Source organism: Peptococcaceae bacterium (assembly GCA_024655825.1).
Lineage (GTDB): Bacteria > Bacillota > Peptococcia > DRI-13 > PHAD01 > JANLFJ01.
Genome location: JANLFJ010000025.1, coordinates 1 through 16312, shown reverse-complemented (window position 1 = coordinate 16312; position 16312 = coordinate 1). Strand labels below are relative to the sequence as shown.

14 protein-coding genes are annotated in these 16312 nt (G+C 54.5%); 13 read left to right on the top strand and 1 reads right to left on the bottom strand.

Going from position 1 to position 16312, the window contains the following annotated elements:
- The first annotated feature begins 58 nt into the window (after positions 1 to 58).
- Positions 59 to 946, top strand: a complete 888-nt coding sequence (locus NUV48_10280) for a hypothetical protein (GenBank protein ID MCR4442525.1) — start codon at positions 59 to 61, stop codon at positions 944 to 946.
- A gap of 103 nt (positions 947 to 1049) precedes the next feature.
- The gene (locus NUV48_10275) at positions 1050 to 2030 is read left to right on the top strand and encodes an MBL fold metallo-hydrolase (GenBank protein MCR4442524.1); all 981 of its coding nucleotides are present in this window, start codon (positions 1050 to 1052) and stop codon (positions 2028 to 2030) included.
- A gap of 71 nt (positions 2031 to 2101) precedes the next feature.
- Here the strand turns inward: NUV48_10275 and NUV48_10270 are convergent, their stop codons facing one another.
- A complete protein-coding gene (locus NUV48_10270; GenBank protein MCR4442523.1) occupies positions 2102 to 2998 on the bottom strand; it encodes an oxaloacetate decarboxylase in 897 nt (298 codons plus the stop codon).
- A gap of 307 nt (positions 2999 to 3305) precedes the next feature.
- On the opposite strand from NUV48_10270, the gene NUV48_10265 reads away from it, so the two are divergent.
- From NUV48_10265 to NUV48_10215, 11 genes are all read left to right on the top strand, one after another.
- A complete protein-coding gene (locus NUV48_10265; protein MCR4442522.1) occupies positions 3306 to 5207 on the top strand; it encodes a sigma 54-interacting transcriptional regulator in 1902 nt (633 codons plus the stop codon).
- 183 nt (positions 5208 to 5390) lie between these two features.
- Positions 5391 to 6653, top strand: coding sequence for a 3-isopropylmalate dehydratase large subunit (locus NUV48_10260; protein MCR4442521.1), 1263 nt, complete (start codon positions 5391 to 5393; stop codon positions 6651 to 6653).
- 14 nt (positions 6654 to 6667) lie between these two features.
- The gene (locus tag NUV48_10255; GenBank protein MCR4442520.1) at positions 6668 to 7171 is read left to right on the top strand and encodes a 3-isopropylmalate dehydratase small subunit; all 504 of its coding nucleotides are present in this window, start codon (positions 6668 to 6670) and stop codon (positions 7169 to 7171) included.
- A 28-nt stretch (positions 7172 to 7199) separates the two neighbouring features.
- On the top strand, positions 7200 to 8360 hold the full coding sequence (locus NUV48_10250; GenBank protein ID MCR4442519.1) for a proline racemase family protein: 1161 nt from the start codon (positions 7200 to 7202) through the stop codon (positions 8358 to 8360).
- Positions 8361 to 8389: 29 nt separating this feature from the next.
- The gene (locus NUV48_10245; GenBank protein MCR4442518.1) at positions 8390 to 9751 is read left to right on the top strand and encodes an MmgE/PrpD family protein; all 1362 of its coding nucleotides are present in this window, start codon (positions 8390 to 8392) and stop codon (positions 9749 to 9751) included.
- 69 nt (positions 9752 to 9820) lie between these two features.
- Positions 9821 to 11188: an MmgE/PrpD family protein gene (locus NUV48_10240; GenBank protein MCR4442517.1), complete on the top strand. Its 1368-nt coding sequence runs from the start codon at positions 9821 to 9823 to the stop codon at positions 11186 to 11188.
- Between the two features lie 95 nt (positions 11189 to 11283).
- Positions 11284 to 12048 (top strand): N-acyl homoserine lactonase family protein, encoded by a 765-nt coding sequence (locus NUV48_10235; protein ID MCR4442516.1) that lies wholly within the window; start codon positions 11284 to 11286, stop codon positions 12046 to 12048.
- An 82-nt stretch (positions 12049 to 12130) separates the two neighbouring features.
- Entirely contained in the window at positions 12131 to 13024 is an 894-nt protein-coding gene (locus NUV48_10230) for a 3-hydroxyacyl-CoA dehydrogenase NAD-binding domain-containing protein (protein ID MCR4442515.1), read from the top strand.
- 18 nt (positions 13025 to 13042) lie between these two features.
- Positions 13043 to 14488 (top strand): 4-hydroxyphenylacetate 3-hydroxylase family protein, encoded by a 1446-nt coding sequence (locus tag NUV48_10225; protein ID MCR4442514.1) that lies wholly within the window; start codon positions 13043 to 13045, stop codon positions 14486 to 14488.
- A 42-nt stretch (positions 14489 to 14530) separates the two neighbouring features.
- Positions 14531 to 15304, top strand: a complete 774-nt coding sequence (locus NUV48_10220) for an enoyl-CoA hydratase-related protein (GenBank protein ID MCR4442513.1) — start codon at positions 14531 to 14533, stop codon at positions 15302 to 15304.
- A 39-nt stretch (positions 15305 to 15343) separates the two neighbouring features.
- Positions 15344 to 16096 (top strand): 3-oxoacyl-ACP reductase FabG, encoded by a 753-nt coding sequence (locus NUV48_10215; GenBank protein MCR4442512.1) that lies wholly within the window; start codon positions 15344 to 15346, stop codon positions 16094 to 16096.
- Positions 16097 to 16312 lie beyond the last annotated feature (216 nt).

The window sequence follows — 16312 nt, the reverse complement described above, 5'->3', positions numbered from 1 at the left end:
GGCTGTTTCTCATATCAAATAATAATAAAGAACGTGAAAGTTGAGTTGGTGTTTGACCTTGAAACGAAAAATGACGAAATTTATTTTCACACTTGTTTTGCTGGCTGCGGCCTGGCGGTTTTTTTCCCTTTCCGGCAAAAACGAGCCGGGCTGGGAGAGAAACCAGGACAGCAAAGGCAGCAGGCTCTACGGCGAAGCCCTATCATGGGAAGAAGCGAAAACGCTCTTCCCAGTGTATGTCTCCGCTTATCTCACAGATGTGGATACGGGGAAAAGGTTCCAGGTACAGAGGAGAGGAGGGACTTACCATGCCGATGTGCAGCCGTTAACGGCAGAGGACACGCGGGTCCTGAGGGGAATTTACGGCGACAGGTGGAGCTGGCAGCGGCGGGCTGTGGTGCTGGAAGCCGGGTTCCGGCGAATAGCCGCTTCCATCAACGGGATGCCTCACGGCGCCGGAAAAATCAGGGGGAACGACTTTCCGGGGCATTTTTGCGTCCATTTCCTAAACAGCCGCACACACGCGAGTGGAAAGGTGGACACGGCACACCAGATGATGGTTTGGAAGGCCGCCGGCCAGCCGGAAAAACCGTTCCTCCAAGCCGGACCAGAACAGGCTGTCTGGCTGGTCTTTACGGCTTTCGACCAGGACGATGCAGGAATAGCCTCCTTGGGACTGGACGATTCGGAGGCAAGTTACTGGCTGGTGGGACAAAAAATGCTGGGAAGACTTCCCCGCATGGCGATAGATAAACTCTCTCTCCTCGAAAAAGAAGCCGGGGCTGACTGCAAGGTCTACCGGCTCCAGCTTTCCCTGTACTACCCTGGAGAAAGCGGAAAAAGAACAAGGTCTGGCGAAATTGCCGTAGCGCGTAACGGGCTGGCGGGACGCTGGCTCTTGAAAAGCGACAGCCTGCGGGCAATTGTCGACCAAAACTTGAAATAAATATTTTGCTTTAAAAAGAGGAACTTGCCCATGAAGTGCGGAATAACTTGAAAAGCAAATCTAAAATTCTGGCGAAATTTTATTAATTAGCGAGGTGTTTTCGTTGGTTCAAGAAGTGGCTGCAGGAATATACAGGATTGAAGTCCCGCTTCCGGGCAATCCTTTGAAGTATCTGAATTCATACCTGATCAGGGGCCGCGGTAAAAACCTCCTGGTGGACAGCGGTTTTAACAGGCCGGAATGCAGGGAATACCTGCTGGAAGGTCTGCGAGAACTTCAGGTAGACTTGAGTGAAACAGAGTTTTTTATCACGCATTGCCATGCCGATCACTATGGTCTTCTGGCCTCTTTAGCCGGCGGCGGTTCGCGCGTGTATTGCAGCAGGGCGGACGCGGAGTTGATCGACAAAATGAGGCAGAGGGCGTACTGGCAGAACATCGGTTCGCTGTTTCGCCTGCACGGTTTCTCCGCCGCCCACCTGGAGGAGGCCCTGAAAGACCATCCCGGCAACAGGTACGGTGCGGAGAAAAAAGTGAACTTTGCACATGTCGCCGACGGCGATGAGATCGCGGTGGGAGACTATGTGTTCACCTGCGTGCAAACGCCCGGCCATACCCCGCAGCACATGTGCCTTTACGAAGCCGGACAAAAAATACTGTTTTCCGGCGATCATATCCTTGACGACATCACGCCCAACATTTCCTTGTGGGAGGAAAACCTCGATTCGCTAGGCGATTACCTGAAAAGCCTGGATAAGGTGAGCGGGATGGAGATTGACCTGGTCTTGCCGGGCCACCGGAGATTGCTCGCCGGCTGCCGGAAAAGGATCGCCGAGCTGAAGGCCCACCATCAAACAAGGCTGGACGAGATCCTCGCCATCCTGCGGGATGGGGAGATGAGCGCTTATGAAGTAGCCAGCTGCATGTCCTGGGACCTCACTTTCCGCTCCTGGGAACAATTCCCCTTGGCCCAGAAATGGTTTGCGGCGGGTGAGGCCATGGCGCACCTGAAATACCTTCTTGACAGGGGTAAGGTTAAAAAAACGGCAAAGGACGGGACAGCGGTGTTTTCCTTGAAACGGTAACCAGCACAAAAAACGGAGCGGCCCAACAATGGTGGGCCGCTTTGCTTTTTGTGCTAAAATTCTTATGAGCGTCAGCGCCCTTCGGGGGCGTCGATGTTCCGGCCGGTGGCGTACTTTTGTTCCATTTTCCTTATTTCAGGGAGACCGATCAGCTTATTGAAGTCTTCAAAGGTGATCATTTTATCCAGGTAATTTTTGGTCGTGCCTTCCTTTTTCAGCGTCCGCATCAGGTCGGTGACGGCTTTGGCCGCCACGTAGGTGGAAGCCACGCAGAAGATGACCAGGTCATAGCCGATCTCCTCCAGTTCCTTGGCCGAAAGGAGAGGCGTCCTGCCGTGTTCCAGCATGTTGGCCAGCACCGGAACCTTGAAGCTTTTTGTGATCATCTTCATCTCCTCGATTGATTCCGGCGACTCGATGAAGAGGATATCCGCCCCAGCTTCCTCGTATAGTTTACCTCTTTCGAGGGCTTCTTCGATGCCGTAGTTGGTCCGGGCGTCCGTCCTGGCCATGATCATAAAATCAGGGTCTCTCCTGGCGTCGCAGGCGGCCTTGATCTTGCCCACCATTTCTTCCGCCGAAATGATCTGCCGGCCCATCATGTGGCCGCACTTTTTGGGAGCCACCTGGTCTTCCAGTTGGATGCAGGCTACTCCCGCTTTTTCGTACTCCCGCACTGTCCGGGCCACGTTGACGGCGTTGCCGTAGCCGGTATCGCCGTCGGCGATAAGGGGCACGGTTATCGCTTCCGCAATGTTGGAAGCCCGTTGCACCATTTCCGTCATGGTTAAAAGACCTACGTCCGGCTGGCCAAGGACGCTTGCCGATGTGCCGTAACCAGTCATGTAAACGGCCTCAAACCCCTCTTTTTCGATGATCTTTGCCGTGAGGACGTCATGGGTGCCTGGAGCAACAAGGATTTTATCCCTGGCCAGCAGCTTGCGGAGCTTTGTTGTTGTTTTTTCCATATTAAATGCACCACCTGTTGAAAATTTTTGCTATAAAAAATATATAATGCAATATTTGTGCCATTTGGAGAAAAAGCCTGTTTTCAATATTTCCAACGTAAACCTTGCCGGGGATAATGTTTAATTTTAAAAAAAAACCGGCGAGGTGAAACTAAGTTAATTTTTTCTCAATCGTACAAAGCGGGGAGAAAAATTGTATAATAATAAAGGACGGCAATCGAAAGAAGATAAAAATAGAGTAAAAATTAGCAATTTAAAATATAAACACTGAATCCAAATAAATATTTTATAACGGGGGGGCGGTTTGATGAGGAAAGTGCGGATCGGTTGTTTGACTTATGGCTTGCTGAACAATCTAACTCGCGATGCCATCGAAAAGATAAACGACCCGGATTTGGAGGTGACCATTTTTGAAGGCCTGATGGAAACCCTGCTGGCCAAGGTAAAGCAGGCTTACGAGGACGGCATCGAGGTTTTCGTGGGAGGAGGGGCCAATGCCGCCGTTGTTCGGGCTCACCAGTATCCTGTGGTCAAAATCCAGCTGACCGCCGTCGACTATATCGAGGCGGTACTGAAGGCCAAGGCCATGGGTGAGAAGATTGCAATGGTCAGCTACCAAAAACCGATTTTCTGCAACCTGCCGAAGCTAAAAAAGATTACGGGTGTGGAAGCGGTGCCCATAGTTTTCCGGGAACGCGCCGAACTTGAGGAGCGGCTTAAGGCCGCGGGGATTGACGTGGTAGTCGGAGCAAGCCTTTCCAATGAAATAGCGGAGTCGCTGCATATTCCCAGTATCTTGATTTATCCCGGAGAAGAAACGATTATCAGCGCCATCAAGGAGGCCAAGCAAATGGCCCTTGCCCTGCGCAAGGAAAAAGAGCGCACGAAGACCATGGAAGCCATACTCGACTTCTCGCAAGGCGGAGTGATTGCCACTGACTCATCCGGCTGCGTAATAATTTACAATCCTAGCGCCGAAAAAATCCTGGGAGTGAATGCCGGCAAAGTCCTGGGACAGCCGGTTTCCGAAGTCCTTCCGGAAATAAGCATGGACTGCAGCGGTGGATCTGTCAACCCTGTGATCGGAGCGGTGGAAAACGTAAACGGTATTGAAATTGTGGTCAACAAAGTGCCCATTGAAATCAACAGTTCGGTTGTGGGGACCGTGGCGACTTTCCAGAAGGTGTCCGAAATCCAGAAAACCGAGCAGGCAATTCGCCTGCTTACCAAGCAAAAGGGGTTCACCGCCAAGGCCACTTTCGCCAACATCATCGGCAAGTCAAAAATACTGCGGGAAGAAGTGGAAAAAGCCAAGCTGTACGCCAAAACCAATTCCAACATCCTCATTTACGGGGAAACGGGCGTGGGCAAAGAGCTTTTTGCCCAGAGCATTCACAATTACAGCGCCCGGCAAAACAGGCCTTTCGTGGCCATCAACTGCGCCGCTCTGCCTGAAAACCTGCTGGAGAGCGAACTGTTCGGGTACGAAGAGGGTGCGTTCACCGGCAGCCGTAAAGGCGGCAAGACAGGGCTTTTTGAGATAGCCCATGAAGGGACCATCTTTCTCGACGAAATCGGGGAAATCTCGCGGGGCCTGCAGGCGCGGCTGCTGCGGGTTTTGCAGGAAAAAGAAGTAATGAAAGTGGGCGGGGACCGGGTCATACCTGTGGATGTAAGGATTATTGCCGCTACAAACATCAGGATCGAGGACAAGATACCGCACGATTTCCGCGACGACCTTTATTACCGGCTGAACGTTTTTCACCTGACCATCCCTCCCCTGCGGCAGCGCAAGGAGGATATCGTCGACCTGTTCATGCATTTCTTGAAAAAGTATTTTAACGTGAAATATTTTACCGATAACATCGCCGAATGCGCCGGGCAGGTTTTGACTTCCTATTCCTGGCCCGGGAACATCAGGGAACTGCAAAACGTGGCGGAGAGGTTCAGCCTGTTTTTCAAGAATAAAAGCATGGACGCCCTGAACGACGATGTGATCAGGGAAATGGTTATTTCATCGATAGAAGAAGACAGGCTGTTTGATGATATTGTCAGGCAGTACAATTACCGGCCGGACAAGAAGGGAAAGGACCTTTCCCCGGCGCTCGTTGATAAGCTGGAATCCATTTTTCCCCGCCAGAAGGCGAAAATAGCCGAAAAACTCGGTATAAGCCGGACGACCCTGTGGAGGAGCGCTAACATTTCCTAAAAGAGATTAAAAAATGTTTCATTTTTAAGGTGAGAAAGGGCTGCTGAAACACGCCCTTTTTTACATATCCCGCAAAAGGGATGGGTTTTCAGTATGGCATAATTTTTGCATCTTAAAATAAATTGCGTAATGTTGTGCTGATAAAAACCTGGCTTGTCAAAAGCAAAATGAGGTGAGCCGCTAGTGGGAAAAACCATAGCTGAAAAGATACTGGCAAAGAAAGCGGGGAAAAGGGAAGTTTCGGCGGGCGATATAGTCGTGGCCGGGGTGGACTGCGCCATGATGGACGACATCCTCGGTCCCAGGGTGGAAATAGCCGCCGAGATGAAAAGGCTGGGAGCTTCCATCTGGGACAAGGACAGGGTCGTGATAATATCTGACCATTATTCGCCGGCTGCCAACGTCAAGCAAGCCGATATACTCGCGTTTACCAGGAACTGGGCGCGCGAATACGGGATAAAAAACTTCTTTGAGGGGCGGGGACCGTGCCACCAGGTGCTGGCGGAAAACGGATTCGCCTTGCCCGGCACACTGCTGGTGGGGACCGATTCTCACACCTGCACGGCCGGGGCTTTCGGGTGTTTCGGCACCGGCATAGGTTCAACCGAAATGCTCGGTGTGCTCATCACGGGTGAAATATGGCTACGGGTCCCGGAAACGATGAAATTCGTCTGGAACGGCGTTCCCGGCAGGGGCGTGATGGCCAAAGACATGATCCTGAAAAGCATCGGAGACATCGGCCATGCCGGGGCTACCTACAAGGTGATGGAATTTAGCGGTAACGCCGTCCGCAGGTTGCCGCTTGACGAGCGAATGTGCATCACCAATATGGCGGTGGAGGCGGGTGCCAAAACAGGCATGATCGAACCGGATGAAAAAGTTTTTGAGTACCTGGAGTCCATTGGAAAGAGAGATTACAGCCGGGAGATTGCCAGCGACCCGGACGCCGTTTACGCCAGCGAAATGTATTACGATGCGGGCGAGCTCGCTCCGATGGTGGCTTGTCCCCACGAAGTGGATAACGTAAAACCGGTCGATGCTGTATCAGGGATAAAAATAGACCAGGCTTACTTGGGGTCCTGCACAGGCGGCCGTTTGAACGACCTGGAGGTGGCCGCGGAAATACTGCGGGGTAAAAAGGTGGCGCCTTACTGCCGCCTGCTGGTAAGCCCGGCTTCGCAGGATGTCTGGCTGAAAGCTTCCAAGGCGGGTATCCTTGACACGCTGGTGGAAGCGGGAGCGGTGATCCTGGCGCCGAGCTGCGGGGCCTGCTTGGGTGTACATTCCGGGGTTTTGGGTGCCGGAGAGTGCTGCATTTCTTCAACCAACCGCAATTTCAACGGCAGGATGGGCAGCCAAGAGGCTCAGGTTTACCTGGCTTCGCCCGCCACGGTAGCCGCCTCGGCGCTGGAAGGGCGGATCGCCGACCCGCGCCGTTACCTGTAAAGGGGGATTTTAAAATGGAAGAATACATCATCAGGGGGCGAGTGCACAAATACGGCGACAATATCAATACGGACCTGATCTCGCCTGCCCAGTACATGGAGCTTTCTTATGCGGACATGGCGGCCCACGCCATGGAGGGGGTGGATCCCGATTTCCCCAAAAAGATGCGCCCCGGGGATATCATCGTGGCGGGAAAAAATTTTGGATCCGGTTCCAGCAGGGAGACGGCGCCCATAGCTTTGAAACACGCCGGTGTGGGTGCGGTGGTGGCCGAATTTTTTGCCCGCATCTTCTACCGCAACGCCATAAATATTGGGCTGCCGGTGATCGAATCGACGGCAGCGGCGCAGGTTAACGATGGGGACGAACTGGAGATTTATCCCCTGACAGGGATTATTAAAAATATTACCCAAAACAGCGAGTACCGCGGGTCCGTCCTCCCCGGCCCGATCCTGGAACTGATCGAGGCGGGAGGGCTTGTTCGGCAGTTGGAAAAAAGAACGGGTTTTAAAAGGTAAAGACTATTAAGGAATGGGAGGGAAGATTATGCATCCACAGATGACGCCTTACCGGGTGGTAATCCACCGGGGAGGAACGAGCAAGGGAATCTTCATCAAGAGGAACGAGCTTCCGGCCGATCCCGAAAAAAGGGATAAGGTGATCAGGGCGATCTTCGGCAGCCCCGACTTGAGGCAGATCGACGGCCTGGGCGGCGCGGACGTCCTGACGAGCAAGCTAGCCATTATCGGGCCGCCGACCCGGCCGGACGCTGACGTGGACTACACCTTCGCGCAGGTCAGCTTCGAGACCGACTTTGTCGACTTCGGCGGGAACTGCGGCAATATCTCGGCAGGAGTCGGGCCTTTCGCCATCGACGAGGGTATGGTGGAAGCGAAGGAGCCTGTCACCAAGGTGCGCATCCACCAGACCAACACCAACAGCATCATTATTGCTGATGTCCCGGTAGTGGGCGGGAAAGCCGCCGTCGAGGGCACCCACAGGATCGACGGGGTACCCGGAACCGGGGCCAAGATCATGCTTGACTTTTCCGATTCCGCCGGGGCAATTACCGGGAAACTCCTGCCCACCGGTAATTCCAAGGATGTCCTGGATGTGGCCGGGTACGGCAAATTTGAAGTCTCAATAGTCGACGCCGCCAACCCCCTGGTATTCATCGAAGCAAAAAGCCTGGGGATGGTAGGTACCGAGACGCCCGCCGAGATCGAGGCCGACAAGGAACTGATGAAAAAGATCGAGGCCATCCGCGGCACGGCTACCATCAAGATCGGCCTGGCCAAAACACTGGAAGAAGCGACGAAAAAGAGCCCGTATATACCGTTTTTCGCTATTGTCAGCAAGCCGGCCGCGTACAAGTCTTTCTTAACAGGCGAAACGGTAAACGCTTCCGACGCGGATATTGTTTCTCGCCTTCTCTTCATGCTGCGCATGCACAAGACTTACCCCGGCACGGGGACCGTCTGCACGGGAGCAGCGGCCAGAATACCCGGCACCATTGTTTACGACCTCTTGTCCGGCGAAGCGAAGAAGAAGACGCTTCTCAGGATCGGTCATCCGGGCGGCGTGATTGAAGTTGAGGCCAAGGCTGAAATCACGCCTGAAGGGGTCAAACTGCAGCGTGCGGCTTATGACAGGACGGCGCGCCGCATCATGGAAGGATATGTTTGGGTGAAGAACAGCGTTCTTTAGGGTGATAAACGCGACAGGGAGTGATAACCATGAATCCAAGCGCTGCGCTGGCCTCGTTAGTCAGCCGAACCAGGTACGAAGATATTCCGGCGGAGGTCATCACCCGCGCCAAAGAGGTGATGCTCGACACCCTTTCTTGCGCGGTGGCCGGTTACACCGTCGCCCCTGAAGAGTGCCGCTGGATCATTGAACTTGTCAAGGAACTGGAAGGCAAGCCGGAGGCGACGGTCTGGTTTGACGGATTTAAGACCTCGGTCCTCAATGCGGCCCTGGCCAATGCCACCATGGTGCACACGGTAGATTTTGACGATACTCACCTTGATTCAGTATCGCACCTGGGGGCCGGCCTTTTAGGGGCAACATTGGCCCTGGCTGAAAAAACGGGAGCCACGGGGAAAGAGGCCTTGGCGGCTTTTATCCTCGGTTTCGACGTGGGGGCGCGTGCCGGCAACTCCGTGAACGGCACGGGCAGAACACACTACAAATACTGGCATCCCACCGCCACGGCCGGCACCATCGCCGCATCCGCCGCCGCCGCCAGGCTCATGGAACTAAATGAAGAAGAGGCCGAACAAGCCATTGGCCTGGGGGTGGACCAGGCGGCAGGCTTCAGGTACTGTATCGACAAGGGCGACTTTTCCAAGAGCCTGCATCCCGGCTGGGCGGCAATGCGGGGCGTGATGGCCGCCATGATTATCAAAAAGGGCGCCAACGGGCCTAAGGGACTTTTGGAGTATGAAACAGGTTTTTGCAATGCCATGTCCGCCTCTCCGCAGGTCGGCGAACTGACAAAAGGGCTGGGCAAGGAGTATTTGATCATGCAGGACGCGGTAAAACTCTATCCCACCATCCACTGCAGCCATACCGGGATTGAGGCGGTCCTGGACATCGTCAGGGAGAACGACCTGAAAAAAGACGACATCAAGGCGATAAACCTGAGTATTACAGAACTGGCCAAAGGGCAGGGGATCACCTATAACCCGGAAAGCGTGCTGGCAGCCAGGTTGAGCATTCCCTTCTGCGTGGCCTCAGCGGTGAACAGGAGGCAGGTCACCCTCGGCGACTTTACGGAGGAAACACTAAATGATCCGGATTTCCGGGAAGTGATGAACAAGACGTTTATCGAGCCGAACCCGGAATTCAACAAAAAATATCCCCGTGGCCTGGTGACCCGTGCCGTGGTTGTGACCAAAGACGGCAAAAAGTACGAGAAGATGCACGTTTACCCGAAGGGGCACCCGGAAAGGCCGGCTACAAAGGACGACCTGCTCCAGAAATACCGGTCCCTGACTTCTTTGACCTGGCCGCAAAAGAAAGCGGATGATGTTTACCAGGCCGTTATGGAGTTGGAAAAACTGGATAATATCAAAAAACTGGTGGAGATGTTTTAAACGACGGCGGATGCAGCCTGGTAGGCCCGCTTGCGGGCCGGCAGGGTGAAAAAGGGGAGGTAATCAGCAATGCTGTTTACGGAAAGACTGGCGGATTTTGTATGCGGGACCTCGCTGGATAAAATCAAGCCGCTTGTCCGGGAAAAAGCCAGGGACTTCTTTGTCGACTGCCTGGGCTGCATGCTGGCGGGGTCGCAAGAGCCTGCCGTGGAGATAGCCTGTAATTATGTGCAAACGATGGGCGGTGACCCTGTTTCAACAATTATTGGCCGCGGAAGAAAGAATTCCCCCTACCATGCTGCCCTGGTTAACGGGGTTTCCGCCCACGTTTTAGATTACGATGACGTAAGTTCAAGCATGACCGGGCACCCGAGCGTCGTGGTGCTCCCTGCCGTGCTGGCCGTGGGCGAAGAGGCCGGGATCACCGGGGGAAAAGCGCTGGAGGCCTATATTATAGGGGTTGAGGTGGCCTGCGCCATCAGCCGGGGCTTCAACCCCAGCCATTACAGCAGGGGCTGGCATACGACGAGCACCCTGGGCATATTTGGCGCCGCCGCGGCGGCGGGCAAAATAATAGGCCTGAACAGGGAACAGATGGCCAATGCTTTGGGCATAGCCGCCAGCGAGGCCTCGGGACTGAAAATAAATTTCGGCACCATGACCAAGTCCTTTCATGCCGGGAGAGCGGCGGCAAAAGGGCTGATGGCCGCTTTGCTGGCCGGGCAGGGGTTTACCGCCTCGCCTCGCGCCTTTGAGGGAGAGGCGGGGTTTGCCAAGGTGACCACGGAGAAATACGACCTTGAGCGCATCGTGGACACGATAGGCAGTCCTTTCGAATTTGAATCCCCCGGACTGTCGATCAAGCCGTATCCTTCCTGCAAAGGCACACACAACGGGATAGACGCCATGCTCTTTTTGGCCAGGGAATACGACCTGAAACCACAGGAAGTGGAATCCATTGAGTGTGGAGTGCAGCCCGTGGCCAACGATATCCTGATTTATCCCCGGCCCCGAACGGGGCTGGAAGGAAAGTTCAGCATGAATTTCTGCGTGGCCCTTGCCCTGCTGGAACGGGAAGTGAAACTGGAGCATTTTGTCGACAGCAAGGTGCGGGAACCGCAGGTCCGGGAAGCAATGGAAAAAGTGGCCATGCACGTCGACCCGGAAATGGCCAAGGTCGCCTATTTCAGGGGCACCTGGGACACCGAGGTGAAAGTGAAGCTGAAGAACGGCAAAACGTACAGCAAAAAAGTGGTGGATGCCAAGGGCGATCCCGGCAATCCCCTGACCGAGGAGGAACTGTTTGACAAGTACAGGGACTGTGCGCGGTTAGCCCTTCCACAGGAGAAAATAGAAAAGTCGGTTGCCTTGCTTAAGAACCTGCCTGGCCTGCCTGGCCTCAGCGAGCTTGTCGACCTTGTCGCATCCAGAAATTAGCTGCCCTTTTTTTTGGCCAGGAGGCAGGAGAAAGACACGTTTTATCCGAAATATGTCGAAATGTGTCGAAATATAAAAGAAGGCGAGGGTAGAAAATGGAAAAATACCAGGTAATACCCATCAACACGGGTGAGTTTCAGGCTGCCGAGAAATCAAACTTCACTTACCAGGTCGATGCGGGCGTCAAGATTATTGCCCCGCTTACCGCTTTCCTGGTCAAGGGGAAAGACAAGCTGGTGCTGGTGGACACCGGCGGGAGCGACGAAGAGTGGGCCAGGAAATACCACCATCCCATCAAGCAAAGCGAGGACCAAAAACCGCTCAACGCTTTAAAGAAGCTTGGGGTAAGGCCCGAAGACATAGATTTCGTGGTTGACACCCACCTCCACTGGGACCACTGTTTCAACAACGCCCTTTTCACCAAGGCCAAGATTTATGTGCAGCAAAAGGAGCTGGAGTATGCCATCAGCCCGCTGCCGCCCCATTATGTGTATTACGAGTCTTACCAGATCGGTATGTATCCCCAGTGGCTGAAGAGCATGGAGAGGATGGTGGCCGTTGAAGGCGACTATAATCTCCTGCCGGGTATAGACTTAATATTCCTGCCCGGACACACCCCAGGTTTTCAGGGCGTTCTCGTAAACACGGAGGCAGGTAAATGCATGATTGCCGGAGACACCCTGCCGCAGTACGAAAACTGGACGGGCAACCCTCATGCCAGCCACCTGAAACGCATCGTCTCGGGCATCCATGTTAATCTTTTCGACTATTACCGGACCATGAAGAGGATCGAGGAACTATCCGATTACATTCTGCCGGGGCATGACCTGAAAGTGTTCGAGAAGGCTGTTTATCCCTAAGGATTAGGCCGGAAGCCCGCCGGCGGGAAAACATGATCGTGACAATGTTTAAATATTAAAAAAACGAACAGGAGGCGACAAGATGGCAAAGGTTGTGGTCATGGGATCCGGGACCATGGGTTCCGGGGTGGCCGAAGTCGCGGCCATGGCCGGGCACGAGGTGCTGCTCCTTCCGTACCGGGTTTTTCTCAAGGTTGCCGAAGGGAAGACCTCCGAGGCCAAAGAACTGCTAGGGAACAGCACCGGCCAAATCAAGGCGGACTTTGACAAGGCGGTCAAGAAAGGGAAAATGAGCGAAGAGGAAGAGAGGGTCCTGCTGGGGAGAATAAAAGGCGTTACCGATTTTGCAGTGCTGGCCGGTGCCGACTGGGTCATCGAATCGGTCCAGGAGGACCGCGAAATCAAAAGAAAGGTGTTCGCCAAACTTGATGAACTCTGCGGTCCTCAAACGAAGTTTGCCACCAACACTTCAGCCCTCAGTCCGACCGAAATGGCCGCGTGCACAAGACGTCCAGACCGGTTTTTCGGCCTGCACTTCTTTAACCCTCCTCCCGCTATGCCGGTTCTGGAGGTTGTAAAAGCGGCGACCACCAGCGAGGAGGTTTTTGCGGAAGCGCTTGAATTTGCCAGGTCGCTAGGCAAAAAACCCATCGTTGTCAACGAATCACCGGGCTATGTTTTAAACCGCATATTGATGCCGCTGATCAACGAGGCGGCCTTTGTCCTGATGGAAGGAGTTGCCAGCGCCGAAGACATTGACGCCGTCCTTAAACCTGTCTCCGGCATGCACCTGGGACCGCTGGCCATGGGGGACTATATAGGGTTGGACGTGCTCCTGGCGATTATGGAAACCCTTCACCGCGACCTGGGCGACGACAAGTACCGTCCCTGCCCGCTGTTAAGAAAGCTGGTGCGGGCGGGCTATCTCGGCAAGAAAACGGGAAGAGGGTTCTATATTTACCAGCAAGACAAGTAAAACGAAGGAGGAAAAAAGATGAAAACTGGTGCGGAATATGTTGAATCTCTCCGCAGGCTGAAACCGAATGTCTACATCATGGGAGAAAAGGTGGATTCCGTGGTGGACCATCCCCTGGTCAAGCCCCACATCAACAGCGCCGCCCTGACCTATGACCTGGCGCATGACCCGCTTTACAAGGACTTGATGGTTGCCAAATCCCACCTGACGGGGAAGCCCATCAACAGGTTCACCCATATCCACCAGAACACGAACGACCTGGTGGTCAAGGTCAAGATGCTCAGGATGATCGCCCAGAAAACGGCCAGCTGTTTCCAGCGCTGCGCCGGCTTTGACGCCATGAATTCGGTGTACAACACGACCTACGAGGTTGACCAGGCCCACGGGACGGAGTACCACCAGCGGTTCAAAGAGTATCTCAAATACGTGCAGGAAAACGACATCATCCCGGCCGGTGTGATGACCGACTCCAAAGGCAACCGGATGTTGAAGCCCAGCCAGCAAAAAGACCCCGACCTTTTCGTACGCGTGGTCAGCAAAAACAAGGACGGGATCGTGATAAGAGGGGCCAAACTGCAGCAGACAGGCATAGTCAACGCCCATGAGTTCATCATCATGCCCACCACGGCCATGGGCCCGGAAGACAAGGATTACGCGGTGAGCTGCGCCGTTCCGGTGGACGCGCCGGGTGTCACCCACGTTTTCGGCCGGCAGACCAACGATGCGCGCAGGTATTTTGAAAAGGACGCCGACATCGACCTGGGCAATGCCAGGTACGGCATGGTCGGCGGCGAAGCCCTGACCATCCTGGAGGATGTATTTGTTCCCTGGGAGAGGGTCTTCCTGTTCGGCGAAACGGAGTTTGCCGGTATGATGGTCGAGCGGTTCGCTTCGTTCCACCGGCCCAACTACGGCGGGTGCAAGGCCGGGGTGGCAGATGTCATCATCGGGGCGGCCAAGGCTATCGCCGATTACAACGGGACGACCAGTGCCGCCCATATCCGGGATAAGCTTTCGGAAATGGTCCATCTTAACGAAACCCTGTACTGCGGGGCCATCGCCTGCTCTGCGGAAGGCGTTACTTTGCCCTCGGGCGGCTGCTTTGTGAACAACATGCTGGCAAATACAGTAAAGCTCAACGTTACCCGCTACATTTATGAAATCGGCCGCCTGGCTCATGACATCGCCGGGGGAATCCTGGCGACCATGCCCTCCGAACACGACCTCAAGAACCCTGAGATTGGACCGAAGATCCGCAAGTACTACCAGGGGGTTGCCGAGGTGCCTACCGAAAACAGAATGAGGATGGTCCGCCTGCTGGAAAGCCTCACCGGCGGGACCGCTCAGCTGGAGTCCATGCACGGCGCCGGTTCGCCGCAGGCCATGAAAGTTATGATTACCAGGCTGGCCAACCTTGACCAGAAGAAAAAGCTGGCGGAAGAGCTGGCGGGGATTAAGAAATAAATTTCATTTGAATGTCCGTATTTTGGTGAAGGCGGTGTTGTTATGGGAGCACTAAAACTGGAAAAGAAAGGGAGGGTCGGGCTTCTCACCGTAAACCGTCCCGAAGTCCTCAACGCTTTGAATGCCGGCGTGATCAAGGAGCTTGACGAGTTGATCGCCGCCCTGGAAAAGGATAAAGAAATCAAGGTGGTGGTCATCACCGGGGCGGGCGACAAGGCGTTCGTGGCGGGGGCGGACATCGCCGCCCTCCAGGGGATGTCCCCTTCCCAGGCCCAGGAGTTTGTCCGGGAGGGGCAGAGGGTTTTCGGCCGGATTGCCGAAAGCTCCAAACCTTATATAGCCGCGGTGAACGGCTATGCCCTGGGCGGGGGCTGCGAGCTGGCCATTGCCTGCGATATTCGCATAGCCGGTGAAAACGCCAGGTTCGGGCTGCCGGAAGTAAAGCTCGGCCTTATTCCAGGCTTCGGCGGGACGCAGCGGCTTCCTCAAATTATCGGCAAGGCCAGGGCAATGGAATTGATCTGGTCGGGCGACAACTTAAAGGCGGAAGAGGCCTTCCGCATCGGCCTGGTGAACAGGGTCGTGCCGAAGGAGAAAGTCCTGGAGGCCGCCCTGGAACTGGCCGGGCAGCTGGCTGCCAAGAGCATGATCGCCCTGTCCCACATCAAGAAAGCCGTGCTGTCGGCTGGCTCCAACCTCGAGGAGGGGTTGTTTTACGAAGCAAGGCTGTTTACGGGGTGCTTCGAATCCGCAGACGGCAGGGAAGGCATTTCCGCTTTTTTGGAAAAAAGGGAAGCAAAATTCCAGGACAGGTAGATTAATAATTTCAAGACAAATAATAAAGAGGTGATCAAGATGAGACTTAAAGACAAGGTAGCCATTGTTACAGGATCGGCAAGCGGTCTTGGACTGGGTATCGTTAAGAGAATGGCCCGGGAAGGGGCAAGGGTGGTGGTGGCTGACCTCAATTTTGAAGGGGCCAAAAAGGCAGCCGCGGAAATCGAGGCCTCAGGCGGCCAGGCCATGCCCTATAAGCTTGACGTGACCAAATACGACCAGGCCTGCGCCATGGTTAAAGATGTCCTGGAAAGGTGGGGACAGATCGACATCCTGGTCAACAACGCCGGCTGGGATAAGTTCGGCCCGTTTGCCGATTCCACTGAGGACGTCTGGGACAAGATCATTGCCATCAATTACCGGGGCAACGTGAACTGCTGCCATGCCGTCTGGAAATACTTCCTGGAGCGCAAGTATGGTAAAATCATCAACATCGCCTCCGACGCCGGACGCGCCGGTTCCTCCGGGGAAACAGTCTATGCGGGAACCAAGGGAGCCATTATTGCCTTTACCAAGTCGCTGGCCCGCGAGGGCGCCAGGGCGCAGATAAACGTGAACTGCATCTGCCCCGGTCCCGCCGATACGCCGCTTTTTGCGGAAATGAAGGAAGAAAGGCCCAAGCTGGCCGAAGCCCTGCTCAAAGCCATACCCTTCGGGCGCCTGGCAGTACCCGAGGACATTGCGGCGGGAGTGGTCTTCTTCGCCAGCGACGAGGCTTCCTATATCACCGGCCAGACCCTCAGCATCAGCGGGGGACTGACCATGATGTAATTTCAAAGGGAAGAAGGTGCCCTAAAAATAAGGAGGTGATGCCTATTGAGATAATTTATGATTAAACCCCTTTAACAGGAAGCGCATTTTATTAAAAAAGGAGGAGGAAAATTATGTCAGACTTGCAAACCAATGCAAGCATGAAACCCGAATCAGAACGTATCACGCGGTACATGTGGATGGTCCTGTTTGTCGCCTTGTGCGGGTACATTTTTG

What these genes read in the sequence shown, in the direction of transcription:
- NUV48_10225 (MCR4442514.1), top strand. Translation starts at nt 13,043, where the DNA reads ATGAAAACTGGTGCGGAATATGTTGAATCTCTCCGCAGGCTGAAACCG.
- NUV48_10230 (MCR4442515.1), top strand. Translation starts at nt 12,131, where the DNA reads ATGGCAAAGGTTGTGGTCATGGGATCCGGGACCATGGGTTCCGGGGTG.
- NUV48_10245 (MCR4442518.1), top strand. Translation starts at nt 8,390, where the DNA reads ATGAATCCAAGCGCTGCGCTGGCCTCGTTAGTCAGCCGAACCAGGTAC.
- NUV48_10220 (MCR4442513.1), top strand. Translation starts at nt 14,531, where the DNA reads ATGGGAGCACTAAAACTGGAAAAGAAAGGGAGGGTCGGGCTTCTCACC.
- NUV48_10265 (MCR4442522.1), top strand. Translation starts at nt 3,306, where the DNA reads ATGAGGAAAGTGCGGATCGGTTGTTTGACTTATGGCTTGCTGAACAAT.
- NUV48_10215 (MCR4442512.1), top strand. Translation starts at nt 15,344, where the DNA reads ATGAGACTTAAAGACAAGGTAGCCATTGTTACAGGATCGGCAAGCGGT.
- NUV48_10250 (MCR4442519.1), top strand. Translation starts at nt 7,200, where the DNA reads ATGCATCCACAGATGACGCCTTACCGGGTGGTAATCCACCGGGGAGGA.
- NUV48_10270 (MCR4442523.1), bottom strand. Translation starts at nt 2,998, where the DNA reads ATGGAAAAAACAACAACAAAGCTCCGCAAGCTGCTGGCCAGGGATAAA.
- NUV48_10255 (MCR4442520.1), top strand. Translation starts at nt 6,668, where the DNA reads ATGGAAGAATACATCATCAGGGGGCGAGTGCACAAATACGGCGACAAT.
- NUV48_10240 (MCR4442517.1), top strand. Translation starts at nt 9,821, where the DNA reads ATGCTGTTTACGGAAAGACTGGCGGATTTTGTATGCGGGACCTCGCTG.
- NUV48_10235 (MCR4442516.1), top strand. Translation starts at nt 11,284, where the DNA reads ATGGAAAAATACCAGGTAATACCCATCAACACGGGTGAGTTTCAGGCT.